Consider the following 20,787-nt stretch of genomic DNA (forward strand, 5'->3'; position numbering starts at 1 on the left):
ACTTAGCATTAATTAAGCGGGTGATAGATGCTCGATCGCCTAAAATTCTGATTGCTAGAACACCCTTATTTAATTTTTATTTTTTAAATCCTATGTCGTGGACGCCATTAAGTCATCGAATTCATCACTTGCCGCTGATCCTTGCGGGCCCGATTTTGCGCCGGACTGAAAGTCGGGCCGTGACAGTTTGGCTGGCTCTGAAAGCACCCCGCCAAGTCGAACTCAAGGTTTATTCGACTGAGGGCGGAACCGGCGAAATTGTCGATCGGCCCTTGCTCCAAGGTGCGAGCTCTACCGTGCAGCTCGGCAAATACCTGCACGTAGTCGCCGTGACTGCTAAACCAATTAACAGCAACCTCTTGACATCTGGGCAAATTTATGCTTATGACATCAAGTTTACTGGGAGTAGCGAGTCGAACGTCGGGGGTGCAGTCCCAGAAAATGAGAAAGAAAATCTCATTTCTTGCCTGTGGCCTGCCACCCCTGATTTATCGGCTTTGGGGCCGGAGACGATTAGTTATTTCGCTCACCAGTTGCCCACTTTTGCCCTGCCGCCGCAGGATTTAAACTATTTGCGTATCGTTCACGGTTCTTGTCGTAAGCCCCACGGAGACGGCAGAGATGCGCTGCCCATCTTGGATAATTCGATCGAACAGTTTGCAGGAACGGCAAATAGCAGGCCCCACCAACTGTTTTTAACGGGCGACCAAATTTACGGCGACGACGTTGCCGATGCCATGCTGTGGGCCTTGACTGACGCTGGCGATACACTGTTGGGCTGGGAAGAAAGTCTACCCCTGATGGATGATGCCCAAATAAAAAAGAATTTGTGTATCAGTATACCTAAAAATTCGGAAAACGAAACTGCACTTGACCAAGAGAGGGAAATTTTTAGAGAGTCGCCAATTCAGAAACCGTCGGATGCTGAGTATCAGTTCAAAAAACCAATTGAGTTACAGCCGGGGACTCGCAGCGATATTGCCAGAGATTTTGGCGGCTTTACGGCGATGTTGGTGAATAAACCCAAAAATGCTAAAAGTCACTTGTTTAGCTTGGGCGAATATTATGCGATGTATTTGTTAGTTTGGTCGCCGGTACTCTGGTGCACAAGTTTTCCGAAGGGTAAGGATATTTGCCCAAATTCTAAGCAGGCAAAAGTCTGGGATAGAGAAGTTGTTGAACTTAACGGTTTTGCTCGCAATTTGTGGAGAGTGAGGAGGGCGCTAGCGAATATTCCTACTTATATGATTTGCGATGACCATGATGTTAGCGACGATTTTTATTTGAATCGAGAGTGGTGTTACCGGGTGCTGGGGAAGCCGCTGGGCCGCCGGGTAGTGCAGAATGCTTTGCTGGCTTACGCTGTGTTTCAGGCTTGGGGAAATACGCCTGCACAGTTCGATCGCGCACAACCTGGAGATAAATTATTAACAACTGCTGAAAAATGGTCTAATTCGGCGGGGACTGATGTTTCTGCTTGGGAGGAGGCGGCTTCGTATTTGGGAATTCCCGGACTCGATCCGAAAACTCATTTGCCTAAGTTGAAATTAGATGAAGACGTTTTTATTTTGGATCGGGAGGGCGAGGGTGTAACTGAGGTTTTGAATTGGCATTTTACTGTGAGAAGTTTTAAGCACGAGGTGATTGTGCTGGATACGCGGAATTGGCGGGGGTATCCGGTGGAAAGTGCGATCGATCCACCGATGCTTTTGACTCACAAAGGTTTTGAGGAGCAAATTCAGAAACCTTTGAGGGAGACTGAGTTGCTGAATAAAACTGGGGAGTTTGAGATTGAGGCGACGCTGGTGGTTGTGCCGACAAATTTGGTGGGTTTGTCGATTATTGATGCGGTGCAAAAGTGGGATGTGGAACAGGGGAAGGTTTTTAATAGTGATGCGGGGGATTCTTGGAATTTTCATGAGTTAGCTTTTGTGAAGCTGTTGGTGGAATTTTTTAAGCAGCGCAATCGGGTGATTGTGTTGACGGGGGATATTCACTATGCTGCTGCTGTGCGACTGAGTTATTGGTCTGATTGTCATTTTGGCGATTCTCGATCGAACATTGAGCCTTTGAAGGGGGCGAATGATAAGTCAAATTGTCAAAATTCTGTGTTGGCGCAGTTGACTGCTAGTGCTTTGATCAATGAGGAGTGGACAACGCATTTAGTTCATACTAAGATTAAGTCGCTGTTTCCTGAGCGATCGCACGAATGTTTGGGATGGAATGAGCCGCTGGAATTAATGAAGATTTCTAGGGGTGGCAGAAAGAAGGCTATGGCGGCTGCTGTCAGAAATAGACAATCTCTGCCTGATTGGGGCTATCGGATTGACTGGATTAAACGGCAAAGAGCTCGCGTGTTTTTGCAGCTAGAAAATGGAACTGCGTCAGATAGATCGCATAAAAATAAACAATTGTCATTCCGGCGTAGGTTATGGAATTTTATATCGCTGTTGTGGCGCAATCGCTGGCTGCAAGAGGGTGATGAGATTGTGGGATATAGCAATATTGCGATCGTCAGTTTTCAGTGGCCTGCTGATGATGATGGGGAGAAAGCGGTGATGCAAAATGTTTATTGGCGGCCTCTTTGGGAGCCCGATAGTGTGGTTTACAGTCAATATTTTGTGCCGCTGGGATTGGATGAGGATGATTAGATTCACGATTTCTTGAAGAAGTCGGGGATTTCGATACGGGTACAATATTGTGTTGAGTTTGTGGCCGTGTCCGCCGGGGGTGAAACCCCAGTCTCATAGCTAAAGTCGCTTGGAACTGAGATGTTACACCATTCTCAAGAACAGGCTTTCCGGCCTGTTCCACAAGAGATGAATTTTATTGTGGAACAGGCCGGAAAGCCTGTTCATAAAAGATTTATCGAGAAGGGTGCAAGATGTCAGTTGGAACTCAGATGTTACACCCTTCTCAACTAGCCATACTGCCAGCCACTAAGGATCGTGGATTAAATAACTTCGTAGGTTGGGCCCGTGGAACGAAACCCAACAATCAAGCGTGGCGTTGGGCGGAGTGAAACGCAGGGTTCGTCCCTCAACCCAACCTACAAAAAATGCAAGTTATTTAATTCTCATTCCTAACAGTGATCTCAAAACTGTGCTTATGAGCTAGACTCTGGGTACGATCGATATTAATTAACAGACCCAACACTACCAAAGATAGCAACAAAGTTTCTCCGACAGTCGCAGATTTCCTAAAGCCGGCCGACTTGCTCAATCAGTTAAAAGCCATACGCAAAAAGTCGAGGGCGGACTTGGCAGATATGGAAGTTGTTTGGGACATATTAGAAAACCATCAGCACGAAAGTTCAGCGGAAAACTAACCTTCTTGCTGTGCGATGAACCTGAAACCCTTGATGTATATAGGATAGAAGAAAAAGCCCGTGACGAGATTTGAACTCGTGACTTCCTCCTTACCAAGGAGGTACTCTACCACTGAGTTACACGGGCATAAAAAATTAAGAACCTCCAATTAAAAAATTAATTTTTAATTCTTAAATTTTAACTTTTTATTAAATTGAGGTGGGCCGAGCTAGATTTGAACTAGCGTAGGCGTAGCCAGCGGATTTACAGTCCGCCCCCATTAACCGCTCGGGCATCGACCCATTTCCATCACAGTTATACATCCTAGCACCAGAATCTTTATTTGCAACATTATATTTAAAACTCTAATCATTTAGCTGAGAACACATAAGTGAGTTAGGGGCTGACGGGAAAATTGAACACTGTTTAAGGTGTGCATTGCTAAGTCTAGGCTGGGTGCGTGCCCGGAGCACCCTAAGTCTAGACTAAGAGAAAATCCCTAATTCACTAATTCCCCGGTTTCTTGCAGGGAGTGCAGGCGGCGGTAAATACCTTGTTGACTCAAAAGTTCTTCGTGGCTGCCAACTTCGACGATTCTACCGCCGTCGAGTACGACGATCGCATCGGCTTCGCGAATTGTACTCAGTCTGTGGGCAATAATTATGGTGGTGCGCGTACCGAGAATATTTCGCATGGCTATCTGGATCGATCGCTCGCTTTCATAGTCCAAACTAGAAGTAGCCTCATCAAAAATTAACACATCCGGCTCCACCAACAGCGCCCTGGCAATCCCCAACCGCTGCCGCTGGCCGCCGGACAACCGCATTCCTCTCTCCCCGACCACGGTATAGTAACCTTGGGGCAACAGCCGCACAAAATCGTCTACTTTGGCAATGCGACAAGCATCCTCAACTTGCTCGAAAGTGGCGTTTCTGTTTCCGTAAGTCAAATTTTCCAGCAAAGTACCGTTAAAAACGTCTACTTCTTGGTGGACAATGGCTAAACGCTGGCGGTAGCGAGTCACGTCTAAGCTGCGAATGTCTTCGCCGTCGATCAGAATGCGGCCGGAGTTGGGTTCAAAGTAGCGAAACAGAAGTTTAACTAAAGTCGATTTCCCGGAACCCGATCGCCCGACTAATGCTACAGTCTGACGGGGATGAATCAACAAATTCACATCTTGCAAAACGGGTTTTTGACTGTCGTACCCGAAGGTCAAACCGCTGATCTCAACTTTGCCGGTAAATTTATAAGGTGGCTGTGCCGATCGAGCATTTTCTGCTAAATTAACCGCATCAACACCGTCGGGCGTTTGCATAAACTCGTGGAACCGGATCATTGAAGAATAACGCCGCGCCAATGATTCGGCGATAATGCTAATCGGACGCAGTTGGGAATATGCCATGCTTGCCAACGTGTAGACGGTAACAAAATATCCGAGGGAAATTTTGCCTGCAACCGTGGCTGCTAGGCTAAAACCAAGAACTGAAAACAAACACAACTGGACGATCGTCTGCTGGTATGTCCCCAAGGTGACGTATCCTTTGTGAATGCGGTGGATCACGACTTTTAATTCGCGATCGAGTCGGGTGGTTTGCCTTTTGAGTTCATCGCTTTCTGTCGCAAAAGCTTTGACTGTTTTGATGTTGGTGATAATTTCCGAGTTGCGGCTTTCTGTATCTTCGATGTATTCATCCAGAATTTCTTCCCGCGCAGTCACCTGTTGCAGGCCTTTGAGGGTGAAACTGAGGATAAATAGGAATGAAACCAAAATTAATAAGCCAATCCGCCACTCAATTAAGCAGATAACGGCAAAAATGCCGATTAAGCGGACGACTTCGGGGATGAAGTCGCCGGCAATTTCTGGGTAAGTCCAAGTATGGTTGGCGATGCCTTTGGCGATGCGGCTGGCAATCCGTCCGGCGTTGTTTTCGTCGTAGAATTCTAGGGGTAAGGTGAGGATTTTGCCGATCGCACTTCTCATTCGATCGCGCCTTGCCCTCAATGGTATCGCCCAGTGGAACCAATTTGCTACCCAAGGCTGGATCGGTGCTTTGGCTACTGTTACCAGAAAAATTATGCCGAGCAAGACGGATAGCGATAATATTTTGTTGGGTGACTGCTGGGTAACAGAGGCGATCGCTGCTATGAGTTTTTGCGTTACTGTATCTGTAGGTTGACCCGACAATACGTTTAATATTTGACCGATCGCGTAAGGAACAAGCAAATCGGCTAGTGCCAAAATGCTGGATGCGCCTATGCTGTAAAGTGATATTTTCCAGTAGCGGCTGTAGTATTGGAAAATGTCCTGAAAGCTTGCCATAAATTTGTGTTGAGATACAACCCTTGCAAACACTTGCATTTAAAACTGCGCTCTCGGCGCGCTTTGTTTACAATTGTACTACAAAAGTAGTCGATCGGGGAGTCAATCGATTTTAGATTTTAGATTTTAGATTTTAGATTGACTTGCGCGAGATAAAGGCGGGGGACGCAAGGATTTTAGATTTTAGATTTTGGATTGATTCCACGGATAAATCACGTGGCGGGTACCACATGAAGAAATTCTTGGTCATCTTGGATCATGCTAGCGACTCGCCCGATCGGGTGATTTATGGCAATCATTCGATCATCAGCAATCGATCCGCATTCCTGGGCAATCAATTCCAGACTAAGGGCAAAAAAATGCAAAAGACAGAATTTTTCTTAAATTCTGCCTTCTGAGCAAGGCCTTACAGCATATTCGGTGGTTTATGAAGTACAGTAGAAACCTTAATTGTGTGCTGTTAATCCTCCGGGTGCGTCGCTACGAGATATTGGATATAACTTACAGATTGACGGGTGGCGACGCACCTTACACGGGCCATCAGATTATGTGTACCACATATACATGGAATATGCTGTATAAGTTTTACCTTTGAGTAGTCTGTTAGCTGAAGGTGTAGGCTGATTGCAGCGCCCACCAGATCAAGAAGCCGATTCCGCCGGCAATGACAATCGCCGAAATGGCGATCGCTATAGGACTGTCAGCTCCCTTGAACTTCATGATTCCGCGATTTAAATCTGACATGACAGTGTTCTCCCACAATTCCAGCTTGATTGTAGCTTTGCCGTGGGTCGATGGCGGTCAATTTTCACGGCAATTACTGATTTGGTTAATGATCTGGCTGCTGAAATTGCAGGTGGGGAGTGGGTTTGGGGGGGGGGTTACTGGGTTTGTGAAAAAAACTTACTAAAAAGACTTGACAAATTTAGAGAATTGAGACAATATTGTTAATACCGCAGGAAATGCGGGTGTAGCTCAGTGGTAGAGCGTCACCTTGCCAAGGTGAATGTCGCGCGTTCGAATCGCGTCACCCGCTTTAGAAGATAAACAAAATCAAGAAAACCGGAAAGTAGATCAAGAAAGTTTTCGGTATACTCCTAATGATGGTTGAAAATACCTAAGTTAGTGGTAAGATTGAATGCAGAACTTGCAAGTCAAAATTGCCGATCGGGCAATATCTCGGAATAGGCAGTTGAAAGCCTCGCTTTGGCGGAATTGACAAGTTTGATTAAGTGGATATGTTAACGATTATTTTTGCAAAAACGCTTTTTTTATCCGATCGCTAGTGCCATCTCAAAAAGCTCCCAAGATTGACTTAAACGATGAGTACCCCTGTCCTTGCCGACGCCGGGGTCGTCTAGTTCCCATAACGTTGACAGAAGCCTTTGGCTGCAACCGCTGTCAACAAATATTTGTATTGGACGAAAGTGGAGACGTGATCGAGCAACTATCAACGAACTATCCTTACAAGCAGGCTTGGCGGTGGACAGGGCACCAGTGGAACAGAGCGCATCCGGGTTTGAAAGCCCATTACTTGCCACTGGCTTTGGGTATGATATTGGTGCCGCTAGTGATTTGGTTGCCCTTGGCGCTACACTCGCCGGGCCCGAATATTATTCTGTGGGCAATGGTCGCCGTGCTGCTAGCAATGCTGCCGGCGCTGATGGTATGGCTGGCTTACAGGCGTTAGCTAGATGATAATAGAGGATTTTACCCATTCATCAGATGCCGCAAATGTCGCGCGTCGGGCTTATCAAGCTTCTTTGGAGTTGGCGGCGACAAAGAGTGCCGATCGGGCGGCAGCTTTGCAGGCGATGGCGGGCTCGCTGAAACGCAGACAAAATGACATTTTAGAAGCAAATACTCTGGATTTAGAAGCGAGTCGGGACATGGCGATTCCCGAATTGATTGTGGAGTGGCTGAAGCTGACGCCGGAACGGATCAAGACAACTGTGCAAATTCTGGAACGGTTGGGGGAAATGCCAGATCCGATCGGCAGGGTGATCAATGCTTCTTATCAGGTCGATCGCTGTCAGGTTTACTGTCAGTCGCTACCACTGGGGGCGATCGCTCTAATTTACGAGGCGTTTCCAGAGTTGGGGGCGATCGCCGCGGGTTTGTCTCTCAAAAGCGCTAACAGTTTGATTCTAAAAGGCGGCAGCGAAAGCTGGCAAACTAATGCTGTAATTGGGGAAGCTTTGGTGTCGGCGATCGATGAGGTAGGTTTGCCATCGGGATGTTTGCAGATACTGCCGCCTGATCGGGGCGCTTCGATCCGAGAATTGGTCACTCAAGACCAATATCTCAATTTAATTATTCCCTACGGTAGACCAAGTTTGGTGCAGCAGGTGGTAAGGCTGTGCACAGCACCAGTTTTGAGGTCGGCAATGGGAAATTGTTACCTTTATTGGTCGCCGACTGGTAGTTTGGAGATGGCAAGGTGGATGATTTTGGACAGCCATCAAAGCGTGCCCGATCCTGTTAATGCGATCGAGAAAGTGCTCATCGATCGCAACCAAAAGCCTTCTTCCTTAGTCAGGCTGTGGAACAGTTTAAAAGAAAAAGGCTTTCAAATTAGCGGCGATGCGGATCTCGTCGCAGATTTCCCAGACTTGAAGCTGGCTGAAACATACGAGTGGACTCAACCGTATTTAAACAAAACCATAGCGTTTAAAGTTGTCGATAGTTTAGAGATTGCGATCGGCTGGATCAACCGCTACAGCAGCGGTCACGCTGACTGTATTGCCACTGAATCTTACTTAGAAAGTCGCCAATTTGCTCTGGATGTTAACAGCGCCTCAACTTTTATTAATGCCTCACCTCGGTTTTGGCGCTATCAAAATCGGGGAGATGCGATATTTTTGGGAATGTCCAACCAAAAAGGTTATCGCCGGGGATTGATCGGGTTAGATACGCTGACGACAATTAAAGAAATTGTTCAGGGAAACGGACTTTTTTAATCTTATATAGCAATCCTCGCATCAGTAAGGAATGAGTATTAAATAACTTGGACTCTTGAAAGTGGGATGGGCTCTTATAGCCCGTCATGAGTGGACGGGCTATAAGAGCCCATCCCACAATAACAATAAAAATTGTAAGGGGAGCATCTCATATTTGTAAAAACACTTCTTCTGGCTCCTTCCTTCTTCCTCTTCCCTCTTCCCTCTTCCCTCCTGCCTCAAAACTCCAATTTCTAGCGGAGGCCTGCTTTTAATGAGATGCTCCCATTGTAAGTTATTTAATTCGCGCTCCTAAAAATATGTAGGGGTCGTGCTAATAGTGCCTACCCCAGCCTGCATCGGGGCAACCGGGCGTGGGGAGAGTCCCTAAAATAATTACACAAATAATTTAGGATTGCTATAGGTTATTTAGGATTGGTTATTGGGATTAAACCAAACTGAAAAGTGCGAGACTATTATCAATGCGTAAGCCTTTAATAGTTGTTTCTAAAATTTTATTTATGGGATATAATATCTTCGTAGAACAATCAGGCAGCCTCGATCTAAAGCAATTTGATCGCCAGCTCTCGGATAGCCGCAGTGGAGACAGATAAAATCTCCGCATCCTAATAATAAGCCGCCGGATTTATGTGTGGGTTCAATCTAAAATCAGGTACGGGATCTAATTAAATTTAGAAACTTATTAACTCACATGAAAATTCTCTTAGCGATCACATGAAATCAGAAAAATCACTCAATACTCTAGACAAGGCGACAACGCAGACTTTAGGCGAAGAAACGCTACTTCACCACTCGGTATATGTTAAAAAATTGCGTCCGCTGCTGCCATCAGATGCCTTTGAACCAGAGCCTAGCAAGTTAGCAATACTATTCATCAACGCTGCTATTTTATTGCTGGGATGGGGAATTGCTGCTAATCTCGATCGCTGGCCTGTCTATCTTTTAGGGCTGTACTTACCTTTAGCCGTCATCATGGGCAATAGTATCATAGTTTTGCTATTTAGCTCCCACGATTTGATGCACGGTAGCGTTCAGAAAAAGTCGCGCCTCACTTATCCGATCGCCTTTTTGGGACTAAGTATGCTGTTTATGCCGCCTACTCAGTGGAAAAATCTGCACAACCTCGTACATCACAATAACACGAATTCTGTGGCAGACCCCGATCGCAACTATCTGTACCAGCAACCAGATACTTGGGGAAAATGGATTCAAAATCTGTTTGTCCCGTCGGTAGAAGTAAATCCGGTGTGGTTAATTGTAGGGATGGCGGGTTCGTGGTTAGTGCATAATTTCCGCAATCTCACCTCGGTGCTGTTATTTAACGATAAATCTGTTGATTACGTACCGGCTGCCTTTACAGTTAGTCCTAAAGATAGATTGACAATCGCATTTGAATGTCTGGGAATTTTAGGAATTCATGCGAGCATTTTATTCTACCTAAATTTTCATCCGCTCAAAATCGCCCTTGCGTACTTTTTGCCGATCGCAATTGGTCATGCAGGCGCAATGTTTTACATCTATACCAACCATATGGGTTGCCGGATGACCGCGATTAATGACCCGCTGATCAACAGTGCTTCTGTGCGGGTTCCTAAAATATTTGACCTGCTGCACTTGAATTTTTCTTACCACACAGAGCATCATATTTTCCCCAGCATCAACTCAGACTATTATCCGATGGTGCAAGAGTTGTTGCAAATTCACTATCCCGGACGCATGAATTTAATCGATGCTGGAGAAGCTTGGCGGTTGCTGATGCAAACACCACGGCATTATCAAGATGAAGTCACATTCACAGATTCTGCGGGTACAATGGCCGTGAATTGCTCGATTGTTGAAGACTATAAAAGCTGAGAATTCGCATTGTAACTCACATCTTGAATTATGCTGAAGAACAGGCTTTTGTGCCTGTTCCACCAAGAATGAATTTTATTGTGGGGAGTAGGGGTTGGGCGTCTCGCCTGCCCCAAAAATACACTCCTACATACTGATGCTATTTAGCACCAACGAAGGCTTGAGAGCAAAATAAGGAATGACTCGTTTTTGATTGTTAGCATCAATCCTTTGTTCTGCCATATTCAAATTTTGCTGGAACTGTCTGGCTAAAAGTTGGATCGGGGTTCCCGCAAAAACTTCGTCGAAGCTCATCCGGTAGAGTTCTCGGAAAGATTTATCGTAATAACCCAAACGGTCATATCGATAAGCTGACAAAATAAACATAGTTTTCAGTTGCTCAGCCGCTCGTTTGTACGGAGGAAGCAACCGTAAAATATCCTTTTCTGTAATCACTTCGAGATTGCCAGAAGCGGTAATTTTGGGAATGTCCCGGTAGGCTGCCAAGGGCATATTGGCGGCAAAAGCCATGTATTCGTACTGGGGAAAATTGACGGCTGAATGCTGCGGGCCGCAGGTGAAAATTACAGTTGTGACAATTTTAATTAATTGTTCAACTGTGTCGATTTTGCTGGGCATTCCTTTGACTTTACCGCCGTTATCAGAGGCTAATTCTTGTGCCCAGGTTTGCAGTTCCACATCTTCTGCGATCGCCTCTTTCGTCGGGTAAAAGTGTTTGAGATAGCCGGAGACAAAGGTTTCGATCGCATTCCACAGTAGCAATCCATCATCTCGGTAAGGGTAGTGAGGCAGTTGATTTGGATCGTCCATTTCCCGATTTTTCAGTTCAGTTGGGAAGGCAAATTGATCCAGACTCCAGTTACTGCAAGCCTCTCTAGCTATTTCCATTGTCTCTGGCAAGCTACCGCTTAGCAAGTCATCGACTGGCCCGCCCGGAGCGATCAAATAAGAACGCGCCAGCTCGTTGTTAGTCAACATAAACCGAAAGTGCGGTTTCAGCAGCAGGCTAAGGGGGTGATTTTTAGCCAACTGTCGGGCGGTGACGATCGCGATTGGTTCCATCACCAAATGAGTTCGACCTAAATGCGAGCTCATTTCGTGGTGATTGGCATCTGCTACTTGCACGCAGAGTTTCGCAAACAGCCAATCCACAGGAGGATCGAACGGGGTGTAAAGATGGCTATTTGGGGTCGGATCTAGTTGAATGGCGATCGGCACCAGTTCACCGCGATCGCGGATTCCCGTCCACCGCCAAGCGAAAAAAGCTCGCGGTTTCGGCAAGAATTTTCTGCCTTTTTCATAGCTGCCACCTCCTATTTTTGAAGGCGCGCGATAGTGTTGGTCGCTACCCGTATAATCGGCAATGTAAATGTTTTTTTGTTGCAACTCTTGGCCCAGATCGAATAATGGGTGAAAGCTGGAAATTTGTCCCAGTGTTTGCGCCCGAGGATCGCCGGCATCTAACAAACGAAGCACCATCGGATTTGCTCCAGACAGGCGCTGTTCTGCAAAAGAGCGATCGGTTTGGTAGATTTTGGCAACAGCAGGTAGCGGCAGCAGAGTAAAGAAATCTTCATAGTCTTGGAGCTCGTCGAGAGGATCGAGAAAACTTCTCGAATCGGCCGCCAGCATATTTCCTGGAAGTTCCGATGTTGCTAGTATCCGCTCTCCAATATACTTGCTCGAAAAGTTCTCGACTGGTGGCACATCTTTCAATAATGCCAAAGGTGATAAACTCTCAAAGTCAAACTGATAAGCTTGTTGCTGCCGATTCAAGGAATCGCGACGCTGTTTTTGGTTCGGGTCGTCTTGAGGAAGAGAAGGTTTCATATTGTCTACCATTGTATAAATCAACTCTCTTTTTGTAGTAAAATATCGGAGATCATCACTACCGATCGAGGATGGAATTTAAAAAGTATTGTGCAGGCTCACGCTTGATATAGGTCTTATTCACCGATCGATAATCTTATTCCGGATTTTTTAAAGCTCAGAAAAATTCCTCAAAAGAAGGCAACACTTCTCGATCGCCCTAAATCTATGTTGAAAGGTTTCATCCTCCCGATAAGTAGCTCGCACTCAAGAACCCCGACTTCTTTGAGATGTCGGGGTTCGGGGAGTTCGGTTTTTTGAGCTGAGTCTACTCATTAGCGGTTAGGCACGAACCATTAAATATTGACCGTTGCCGTTATATTCGCCCTCGCAACTCGCGAAATTAGACACAAACCAAATCAAGTAAAACCGCCAGATGCGGCGAAATTTGGCAGAGTCGATGCCGTAGTCCAAATCTTTGACTATTTCCTGAGAATCGTCAAAGTTTTTCAACCAGTTAGCAAACGTTGTGGAGTAATTGTATCCGTTGAGATACCATCTTTTAATGGTCTTGAGGTCTTTGTTGTGGCTGGGAATTGCATCATATTTCCAGTAACGGCCGTGGGGAAAAATGTATTTGTGGGTGAAAACGCTGGATATATTGTTGGGAGTGCGAACTGTGATGATGTGAATGAAAACTTTGCCGTTATCCTTCAGGAAAGATTCTAGCTTTTGGAAAGCTTTCGTTAAATTGCCTATATGCTCAAAAACTCCGATGGAGAGAATTTTGTCAAATTTGGTCTCGAAGTTGGCGTCGTTAAAATCGCCTTCATATAGGGTAAATCGACCTGAACTAAGGTAGCTTTCGGGCTCTTGCATCTTCTGACGCATATACTCGCATTGGTGGTGGCTGAGGTTAATGCCAGTAGACTGGACATTGGGGAATTTGGAAAGAATGTAATTGGGAACGCAACCCCAGCCGCAACCAAAGTCTAAAATATTGTCGCCATCTTGAATCTCTAGCTTCTCAATCACATCATCATCAATCATCTGCATTTGCGATTGTTCAAGGTTGGCTGCTCCTTTTTCCCACAATCCCATGCTGTATTTAGGATAAATGAGTTTTCCATCGCCTAACATCGGATTCAGCATTGCTTGAGGTAAGTCGTACTGAATCTTCATTAAATCCCGCGGCCCTTCGGCTGTATGGTCTGTTTCTGTTAGTACCCATTCATAGGGTGCAAGCAGGGAGGGGAAATGCTTAAAAAAGACGGGCATACAGGTATCAAAAAGCGATCGCAATACTGAATCTGCGACTTCTAATCCGTTGATGTAAGACTCTGCTACTGCCATTTGCACCGTGTTAACTGCACTGACTGCGAGGCGGGTTGCTCCGTAGGCGATCGGACTTTTGCTATGTACATCTCCCACGATGGGAATGTGTTTTTCGATGCTTTGTAGGACTGTTGATGAAGTCATGGTTATATTGGTTTTAAAGATGCTGCTATTCTATCTCACGAAAATTAGCTGGTTGTTAGAGATCCAAAAAGCTGAAACTATTGTCAAGTCAGGTTTGCACAGCAAAACATCCCAAAATCCTAAAAACATATGGCGCTTGAAGGGGATTTGATAACGGATTTATCTGGCTTTGGGTGATCTTAATTTTATTAAGAATTATGTCAGTCTATTTGAGATTTGAGATTTGAGATTTGAGATTAACTCCAGAGCTTGAATTGGGGTATTTTTACGCTGAGATTAAAATTTTAGTGTTCAGTTATACCATTTTAGATATTAGAATTGAAAATGAATGATGAGCTAAGAGTTGGACTCTTGCCTAGAGTTGCATTCTTTTTTTAAACTGGTGTCAATCGATTTTAGATTTTAGATTTTAGATTTTAGAGGCGACCCCACGGATAAATGCTCTTTCTTGAGGATTTTCGATTTTCGATTTGGGATTGATTTGCGCGAGATAAATCACGTGGCGGGTACCACATGAAGAAATTCGTGGTCAGTTGGGCGCTTGAGGTGAGGAAACGAGAAGCAAGTGCCGATCGCGACTTATAGTTAAGGTATCAGGGATACAGAAAAAATGCCCAGAAACCGGGTTTGCATACAGGTTCACTGCAATAACAGATGTCCGCGAGATTTCTCGCTAATTAGCTAGACGCGCCATATATGCCACAGATTCACTATCTGCCGGACGATCGCACGATCGAGATAGACGACGACGATATAATTCTCGAAGCTTCCCTGCGTGCCGACATTCCCCACACCCACATCTGCGGCGGTAGCGCCCGATGTTCGACTTGCCGGGTATTGATTGTCGAAGGTTTGGAATTTTGTTCTCCCCGCACTTCGCCGGAAGAGGAACTTGCCAAAAAATTGCGCCTAGAACCGGAAATTAGGCTAGCTTGTCAGACACAGGTTGCGGGCGGCAGGGTGATTTTGCGCCGACTGGCGATCGATTCTGAAGACTTGGAATCATTTAACGACGAAATGGTCGGAAAGTTGATTTCTAATCCTGTGGGTCAAGAGAAGAAAATTGCAATTTTGTTTGCCGATATTCGAGGGTTTACTGCGTTTGCAGAATCGCTGTTGCCCTACGATATAATTTATGTTTTAAATCGCTATTTCCAAAAAATGGGTTATGTTATCAACCGCAACGGCGGGATGATTAATAATTACATGGGAGATGGTTTTATGGCGCTGTTTGGGTTGGAAAATTCAGACAAGGCGGCCCAACAAGCAGTGAGGGCTGGGGTGGAGATGCTGGAGGAACTAGAGAAACTCAATCCCTATTTTGAGACTTTATACCGTCACCGGTTGCGGATTGGGATTGGCATTCACTGCGGCTGGGTGGTTGTGGGGAATTTGGGGGCGTCGAAGAGTCAGACAGTTACGGCGATCGGGGATGCGGTGAATTTGGCCAGCCGGATCGAGGCGGCTAATAAGCAAGTAGGAACAAGTTTACTGATTTCCGAGGAGACTTATCAGGAAGTGAAAGAATTGGCGATCGTCGATCGGCGCGTATCCGTGCCAATTCCGGGGAAAAGTGGCGAATATCCGCTGTATGAAGTAGTCGGGATGCCGCCGCTGCCCGTGGAAATCGAAGAAGTTTCTGAGGTAAGGGAAGGTTCTATTTGGCAAAGTTTTGTCAATAAATTGTTGGCTTTGTATGCTGTGGCGTACAATTGGATTAGGAAAATTTGGAGTCACATCAAAAAACTATAGAGCAACTTTTTGGAGTTTGGTTATTTCCTCAATAATATGAATATTCCCAATTCAATTGTCCGCATTTTTATAATGCTCCCGAACGGTCAGATCGTCGCACAAATGCGAGATAATATTCCAGGTATTGCAAGCCAAGGAATGCTTTCTACTTTTGGTGGTGGCGTGGACATTGGAGAAAGTCCACAGCAAGCAGCAGTGCGAGAACTGGAGGAAGAAACTAGCATAAAAAGCGATTGCAAAGTTGAATTTATCACAACTTTTCTTTACATAAAAAACAACAATCCCGAATTTATCCAAAAAAATCACCTATTTTTGGCAAAAGTTAGCAATATTGAAAAAATTGAAATTCAAGAAGGTGTGGGTTTTGTAGTTTTGAGAAAAGATGTCGATTTCGAGAAAGTCAATGCAGGGGAGGGGACTCAAATGGCTTGGAAATTGTTGCAAGAATATTTAAAATCAAATAACCTGTGTATGTAGGGTGCAGAGTGCGTAGCTTACACCATAGATAGACAGTGAAAAAAATCCTCTCTTGCGTAAGTTCTATTTATTTCCGACTGCTTAGCTTTTCCCCGCTAGGGGGATGAAACTATAATAGAGAACTTCTTTACGATGCTGTCAACTACGAATTCAGAGTACGAATCATTACTACAACGCGCGATCGCGATCGCCGCCAAAGCTCATGATGGACAGGTTGATAAGGCAGGCAAGCCCTATCTATATCATCCCCTATTTGTGATGGAAAATGTAAATTCTCTAGACCAGAAAATCGTAGCGGTTCTACACGATGCGGTCGAAGATTCTGAACTTACACTCGACCAACTCAGAAGCGAAGGTTTTCCTGAATTTATAGTAAAGGCGATCGCCGCAATTACCAAAATAAAAGGAGAAGCTTATGCAGCTTATTTAGAACGTGTGATTGCAAACCCGATCGCACTGCGAGTCAAAATCGCTGATGTTACTCATAACCTTGATATTAGTCGCATCGCCAATCCGACAGAGGCAGATTTTCAACGCATTGCAAAATACCAAAAAGTCCTCCGTCAGTTGCGTGCCGCCTTAAAGTAATTATTAACCGCAGATATCCGCCTTCATCGTGGCACAGGCATCTTGCCTGTGCGATATCTAGGCATCATGCCTGTGCGATATCTGCGGTTAAAAAAATCCCCAAATCTAAGCCATCACCATCCCCCCATCCACATTAAAAACCTGCCCAGTTATATAAGCAGCCGCCGCATCTGCCGCCAAAAACTTCACCATCCCCGCAACTTCCTCAACTTCCCCATATCTCCCCAGCGGAATATACTTCAAAATCTCATCAGACTTGACATCCTTAGTCATATCTGTAGTGATAAAACCCGGTGCAACTGCATTCACAGTAATCCCGCGACTCGCCAACTCTTTCGCCACAGTTTTAGTAAATCCAATTACCCCAGCCTTTGCCGCACTGTAATTAGCTTGTCCCGGATTGCCCATTTGTCCAGCAACCGAAGCAATATTAATAATTCGGCCGCTTCGCTGTTTCAGCATGATTTTACTGGCAGCTTTCGCACACAAAAACACGCCAGTTAAATTCAAATCAATCACCGCTTGCCAATCTTCCAACTTCATCCGCAGCAGCAAAGTATCGCGAGTAATGCCCGCATTGTTCACCAAAATGTCAATCCGTCCCCATTTTTCCATGACATTACTGGTGAGTAAATCTACTTGCTCAGTTTTCGAGACATCTGCTGCAAGTGCGACAGCTTCTCCTCCAGCAGCGACTATTTCTGCTACCACCTCATCAGCAGCCGCACTCGAACTCGCATAGTTGACGGCGACTTTAGCGCCCTCTGCTGCTAGGGTTAAAGCAACGGCGCGGCCGATTCCCCGCGACGCACCGGTCACGACAGCAACTTGACCCCGCAATCTCTGAAAAGTCTCTGGTAATAGTTCCATAATTGTATCCTCGCAATCTACCAGAGAATTTTGCACTAAAATCGAGCCAGAACCCAAAAAATTATTTTGTCTTATGGCAGTTCAAAAACAGTTCAGCAGTTTTGAAGAGTTACTATCGGGCTCTGACTTGCCGGTGTTGGTAGATTTTTACGCTACTTGGTGCGGGCCTTGTCAGATGATGGCACCGATTTTGGAGCAAGTGAGTGGTCAGATGAAAGACAAGCTGATGGTTGTCAAAATTGACACCGATAAGTACGAACAGTTGGCGTCGCAGCATCACATTTATGCTTTGCCGACTTTGGTGTTGTTCAAAAATGGCGCTGAGGTCGATCGCATTGAGGGAGTGATGCAAGCGGCGCAGTTGATCGATCGAGTGCAACCTTTCTTGTAGCACGAGCTCATCATCTCACACGTAGGGTGCGTCAGCTAATAGACATCTCCCAAAAAGATATTCAAGAACAGGCAGGATGCCTGTTCCACAACAATTATGGGAGATGTCTAATATCTGATTCATTATGAATAAGATAATCCTAGTTGACGCACCCTACTGATGAAGACTCCCAGCCACGCTATTATCAATCTGGCAATTCTCGGCAAACCGCAACTGCCGCAAGCTAATCTCATTATTGCGATCGGCGGAATCTTACCCGACATCCCAATATTTTTATTTTACTTTTGGGCGAAATACATTGCTCGCTTGCCCGAAGCTACAATTTGGTCAAAAGCATATTATGAGCCTTTTGTACAAAATATTGTGGCTCTGTTTCATTCAATTCCCCTTGCGGTTATTGGTTGGCTAATTGCTTATTACTTTGGGTGGCAAAGCGTGCAAATTTTGTTTATCAGCATGATACTACACTCTCTGGGAGATTTGCCTGTCCACAATGACGACGCTCACCGCCACTTTTTTCCGTTCAGCAATTACCGTTTTATCAGTCCGTTTTCTTATTGGGATAGAAAGCACTACGGGTCAATTGTTTCTGTGGTTGAAATGTTGTTAGTGCTGCTGTCAACTTTCCGGGTTTTTGGTTTTGTTAATTCTTATGCTGGTAAAGTATTGTTGATTTTGGTGAATGCTTTTTACATAATTGGAGCGGTGTCTTTTTACGTCCGTTCTTTAGTTTCTCGTTCTTAATTATGCTACTGGAAGTTCGATCGCGATATTAGAGAAATTGTATTTGCGGCATTAAGGGCGATCGTACTGGGAATCTAGAACACAATGTAAAGTTTTATAACAAAAATCCACATTTCTGCCTCAACAGCTTGACAAAAACAATTTTCTTATGGTGAGATACTAAGAATCACAACAAGTTACTGTATCGCTTGTTCGCATCTTAATGAAATTTTCCAATAAATCGCCCTTCAACAGTCAAGAGCCGTTCCCTATTGGTGAAACGACCTTAATACCTGAATTCGACCTAAATACCGCAAACTTACTCAATCCTCAAGCCCTTAGCAGCCCTACCCCAGAGCCAGCACTCCCCGGACTTCCAGACAGTTTTAACAATAACCCCGAAGACACCGCAATCTCCTCCAAATCCATCAATTTTAGCCCCAAATTAAAGGATTTCAGTTTTACCCCCCCCGTAAAAAAATCTCTTGAACTCGATACTCTCACTGGCGAACCTGTAAACGAAAGACAAATCGACTACTTCGGTAAAGAGGGTATTTTTGCGGAAAGACGCGCATCTCAACTCGCTCCAAATGCGGCAAATCCCAAAAATCCTCCACTGATTGAAAGTGCCGAAGTCAAATTCAAAGACGCAAACAATCAACCTTTTGAGAACAATCTACCAGTTTTGTTTCTGACGGGAAGCAACGTTTTAGCAGACAACTTTGGCGACCCCAAAGGTAGCCAATTTAGCGATTTAGTGGTAAAATTTTATGTTGGTGACCAAGCTTACGAAGGCACAATACTAACCAACCTCAGTCGCGAATTAGCAGACAATAAATTTGAAGTAGCTGTCAGAGTTCCCGACACCGTACCCTTGGGCGATTCGCGAATTGTCCTCAGTCGCAAACAGAACGAAAAAGTCAGTTCAAATCCGGCAGAACCAGCAACAGAAATTCTCTACAACAGCAATTCCTACCGGATTGAAAACGATACAGAATATGTTTTTGGGGCCCAGTGGACAGCGGATAGAATCGCCGTACTCAACGGTTCCGACCCCGAATCTGTTGTGGCGATAACGAACAGCAGCGACTTGCTAATTGGTAACATTGCTGTAGGTACGGACGATCGACTAGATAGAGCCAGAGATTTGACTGTAACTAGCGACGGTTCTCGCGTGTACGTCCCGCTGGAAGCTTCCGGTAGAGTCGCTTTAGTCGATCCGATAACCCGACAGCAGGTAGATACTAAAGCGGATGTAGCTGGCTTAAACCCGATCGACTTGCCTAGCGGTGCAACGCCTCGTTCAATTGTACTTGATTCTCGCGACCAATACGCTTACATTGCTGACGGCAAAGCTGGCGGCAATTCCATCTACGTTCTCGATATCAACCCGTTCTCATCCAAGTATCACCAAGTTACCCAAACTATCACAGTTGGTGCAGCACCTAGCGGTTTGCGACAGATGGCAATTAGCAGCGACGGAAAGAAGCTATTTGTTACCGCACCGAACGGTTTGAACAGCCAGATTTACGTTGTGAATATTGACCCCAAAGACCGACCCAGCGACCCCAGTCAGAACCCTCAAAAGTGGAATCAATTAATCGGAAATATAACAGCCGATGAAGGCGTAGAAGGATTAGCTTCTACGGTCTATCCGCTGAAGATGACGTTTACAAACAGCGGGAAAGATAGCAAAGGATTTGGGGTACTGGATATTACTAATAATGACCCGGTAAGTTTTGCTGCTACTACTCGCTATACAAATTTAGGGTTGGGTTCCGACTTTGATTACTTCGATGTGAATGAGGGAGTTTCGGTAACGGTTTTACCGGATGCTAGCTATGCGTTTGTTGTGGGTCGCAATGCGGACGCGAAATTTTTCGGTCAGGAATTGCCCAGCGTGGATGGAGACCCCCGGGCCGGGAGCAATATCGGCATTATCAAAGACCCGCTAACAAATCCGCAATTAATGGCGGGAACTAGACCAATTCCAGATGGATTCGCTACCGACTTAGCACTTTCAAGTGATAGCAAGTACCTCTATGCTTCCTATCCCAATTTGAGCGGTGCTAATGGCAAGGTGTATGTCTTTGACACTGAAGAATTCGTGAAAACAGTGACAAACCCCGGTCAATTTCAAATTGATGCTAAAGGTCGGGGTGTCGGGCTGCCTTTGTTTGACAGCACTACGGCACGAAATGCTACGGTTGCTGACCTTTCCACAGTGCCCATTGATAATATTAACCCAGCGGTTAG

At 45.4% G+C, this 20,787-nt stretch carries 15 protein-coding genes and 3 tRNA genes; 11 read left to right on the top strand and 7 right to left on the bottom strand.

The genetic code is table 11. The annotated features are described in order from the left end of the window. Window positions 1-92 precede the first annotated feature (92 nt). Window positions 93-2,651, top strand: a complete 2,559-nt coding sequence (locus QUA88_RS24610; RefSeq protein WP_333274309.1) for a PhoD-like phosphatase — start codon at window positions 93-95, stop codon at window positions 2,649-2,651. Window positions 2,652-3,383: 732 nt separating this feature from the next. On the opposite strand, the gene QUA88_RS24615 is transcribed toward QUA88_RS24610, so the two are convergent. The 4 genes from QUA88_RS24615 to QUA88_RS24630 all read right to left on the bottom strand — a co-directional run bounded on the left by QUA88_RS24615 (window position 3,384) and on the right by QUA88_RS24630 (window position 6,372). Then, window positions 3,384-3,455: transfer RNA gene (locus QUA88_RS24615), tRNA-Thr, on the bottom strand. A 73-nt stretch (window positions 3,456-3,528) separates the two neighbouring features. Continuing rightward, window positions 3,529-3,610, bottom strand: a tRNA-Tyr gene (locus tag QUA88_RS24620). Between the two features lie 197 nt (window positions 3,611-3,807). After that, window positions 3,808-5,628 carry an ABC transporter ATP-binding protein gene (locus tag QUA88_RS24625; protein WP_333274312.1) on the bottom strand — a complete coding sequence of 607 codons (1,821 nt, stop codon included), beginning with the start codon at window positions 5,626-5,628 and terminating at the stop codon, window positions 3,808-3,810. A gap of 603 nt (window positions 5,629-6,231) precedes the next feature. After that, window positions 6,232-6,372, bottom strand: a complete 141-nt coding sequence (locus QUA88_RS24630) for a hypothetical protein (protein WP_172188980.1) — start codon at window positions 6,370-6,372, stop codon at window positions 6,232-6,234. 220 nt (window positions 6,373-6,592) lie between these two features. Here QUA88_RS24630 and QUA88_RS24635 point away from each other — a divergent pair. The 4 genes from QUA88_RS24635 to QUA88_RS24650 all read left to right on the top strand — a co-directional run bounded on the left by QUA88_RS24635 (window position 6,593) and on the right by QUA88_RS24650 (window position 10,442). After that, window positions 6,593-6,664 (top strand) — tRNA-Gly (locus QUA88_RS24635). A 249-nt stretch (window positions 6,665-6,913) separates the two neighbouring features. Continuing rightward, complete coding sequence (locus QUA88_RS24640; RefSeq protein WP_333056560.1) at window positions 6,914-7,318, top strand: hypothetical protein; 405 nt, start codon at window positions 6,914-6,916, stop codon at window positions 7,316-7,318. Between the two features lie 4 nt (window positions 7,319-7,322). Then, on the top strand, window positions 7,323-8,588 hold the full coding sequence (locus tag QUA88_RS24645) for a glutamate-5-semialdehyde dehydrogenase (RefSeq protein WP_333056559.1): 1,266 nt from the start codon (window positions 7,323-7,325) through the stop codon (window positions 8,586-8,588). A gap of 714 nt (window positions 8,589-9,302) precedes the next feature. Beyond that, window positions 9,303-10,442: a fatty acid desaturase gene (locus tag QUA88_RS24650; protein WP_333056558.1), complete on the top strand. Its 1,140-nt coding sequence runs from the start codon at window positions 9,303-9,305 to the stop codon at window positions 10,440-10,442. Window positions 10,443-10,568: 126 nt separating this feature from the next. On the opposite strand, the gene QUA88_RS24655 is transcribed toward QUA88_RS24650, so the two are convergent. Together QUA88_RS24655 and QUA88_RS24660 are read right to left on the bottom strand one after the other, a co-directional pair. Further along, window positions 10,569-12,272 carry a lipoxygenase family protein gene (locus tag QUA88_RS24655; protein WP_333056557.1) on the bottom strand — a complete coding sequence of 568 codons (1,704 nt, stop codon included), beginning with the start codon at window positions 12,270-12,272 and terminating at the stop codon, window positions 10,569-10,571. 321 nt (window positions 12,273-12,593) lie between these two features. After that, on the bottom strand, window positions 12,594-13,730 hold the full coding sequence (locus QUA88_RS24660; RefSeq protein WP_333056556.1) for a class I SAM-dependent methyltransferase: 1,137 nt from the start codon (window positions 13,728-13,730) through the stop codon (window positions 12,594-12,596). A gap of 696 nt (window positions 13,731-14,426) precedes the next feature. Between QUA88_RS24660 and QUA88_RS24665 the strand changes: the two genes are divergently transcribed. The 3 genes from QUA88_RS24665 to QUA88_RS24675 all read left to right on the top strand — a co-directional run bounded on the left by QUA88_RS24665 (window position 14,427) and on the right by QUA88_RS24675 (window position 16,547). Next, window positions 14,427-15,482 carry an adenylate/guanylate cyclase domain-containing protein gene (locus QUA88_RS24665; RefSeq protein ID WP_333056555.1) on the top strand — a complete coding sequence of 352 codons (1,056 nt, stop codon included), beginning with the start codon at window positions 14,427-14,429 and terminating at the stop codon, window positions 15,480-15,482. A 36-nt stretch (window positions 15,483-15,518) separates the two neighbouring features. After that, the gene (locus tag QUA88_RS24670; RefSeq protein WP_333056554.1) at window positions 15,519-15,959 is read left to right on the top strand and encodes an NUDIX hydrolase; all 441 of its coding nucleotides are present in this window, start codon (window positions 15,519-15,521) and stop codon (window positions 15,957-15,959) included. A 132-nt stretch (window positions 15,960-16,091) separates the two neighbouring features. Further along, window positions 16,092-16,547: a GTP pyrophosphokinase gene (locus QUA88_RS24675; protein ID WP_333056553.1), complete on the top strand. Its 456-nt coding sequence runs from the start codon at window positions 16,092-16,094 to the stop codon at window positions 16,545-16,547. Window positions 16,548-16,652: 105 nt separating this feature from the next. On the opposite strand, the gene fabG is transcribed toward QUA88_RS24675, so the two are convergent. Further along, on the bottom strand, window positions 16,653-17,417 hold the full coding sequence (gene fabG / locus QUA88_RS24680) for a 3-oxoacyl-[acyl-carrier-protein] reductase (protein WP_172188962.1): 765 nt from the start codon (window positions 17,415-17,417) through the stop codon (window positions 16,653-16,655). Window positions 17,418-17,490: 73 nt separating this feature from the next. On the opposite strand from fabG, the gene trxA reads away from it, so the two are divergent. The 3 genes from trxA to QUA88_RS24695 all read left to right on the top strand — a co-directional run. Then, window positions 17,491-17,808 carry a thioredoxin gene (trxA, locus tag QUA88_RS24685; protein WP_333056552.1) on the top strand — a complete coding sequence of 106 codons (318 nt, stop codon included), beginning with the start codon at window positions 17,491-17,493 and terminating at the stop codon, window positions 17,806-17,808. 159 nt (window positions 17,809-17,967) lie between these two features. Continuing rightward, on the top strand, window positions 17,968-18,552 hold the full coding sequence (locus QUA88_RS24690) for a hypothetical protein (protein WP_333056550.1): 585 nt from the start codon (window positions 17,968-17,970) through the stop codon (window positions 18,550-18,552). A gap of 202 nt (window positions 18,553-18,754) precedes the next feature. Further along, on the top strand, window positions 18,755-20,787 hold a 2,033-nt coding region (locus QUA88_RS24695; RefSeq protein WP_333233942.1), incomplete at its 3' end, for a beta-propeller fold lactonase family protein.

The sequence above is a fragment of the Microcoleus sp. D3_18_C2 genome, assembly GCF_036702395.1.
In the GTDB taxonomy this organism is placed as follows: domain Bacteria; phylum Cyanobacteriota; class Cyanobacteriia; order Cyanobacteriales; family Microcoleaceae; genus Microcoleus.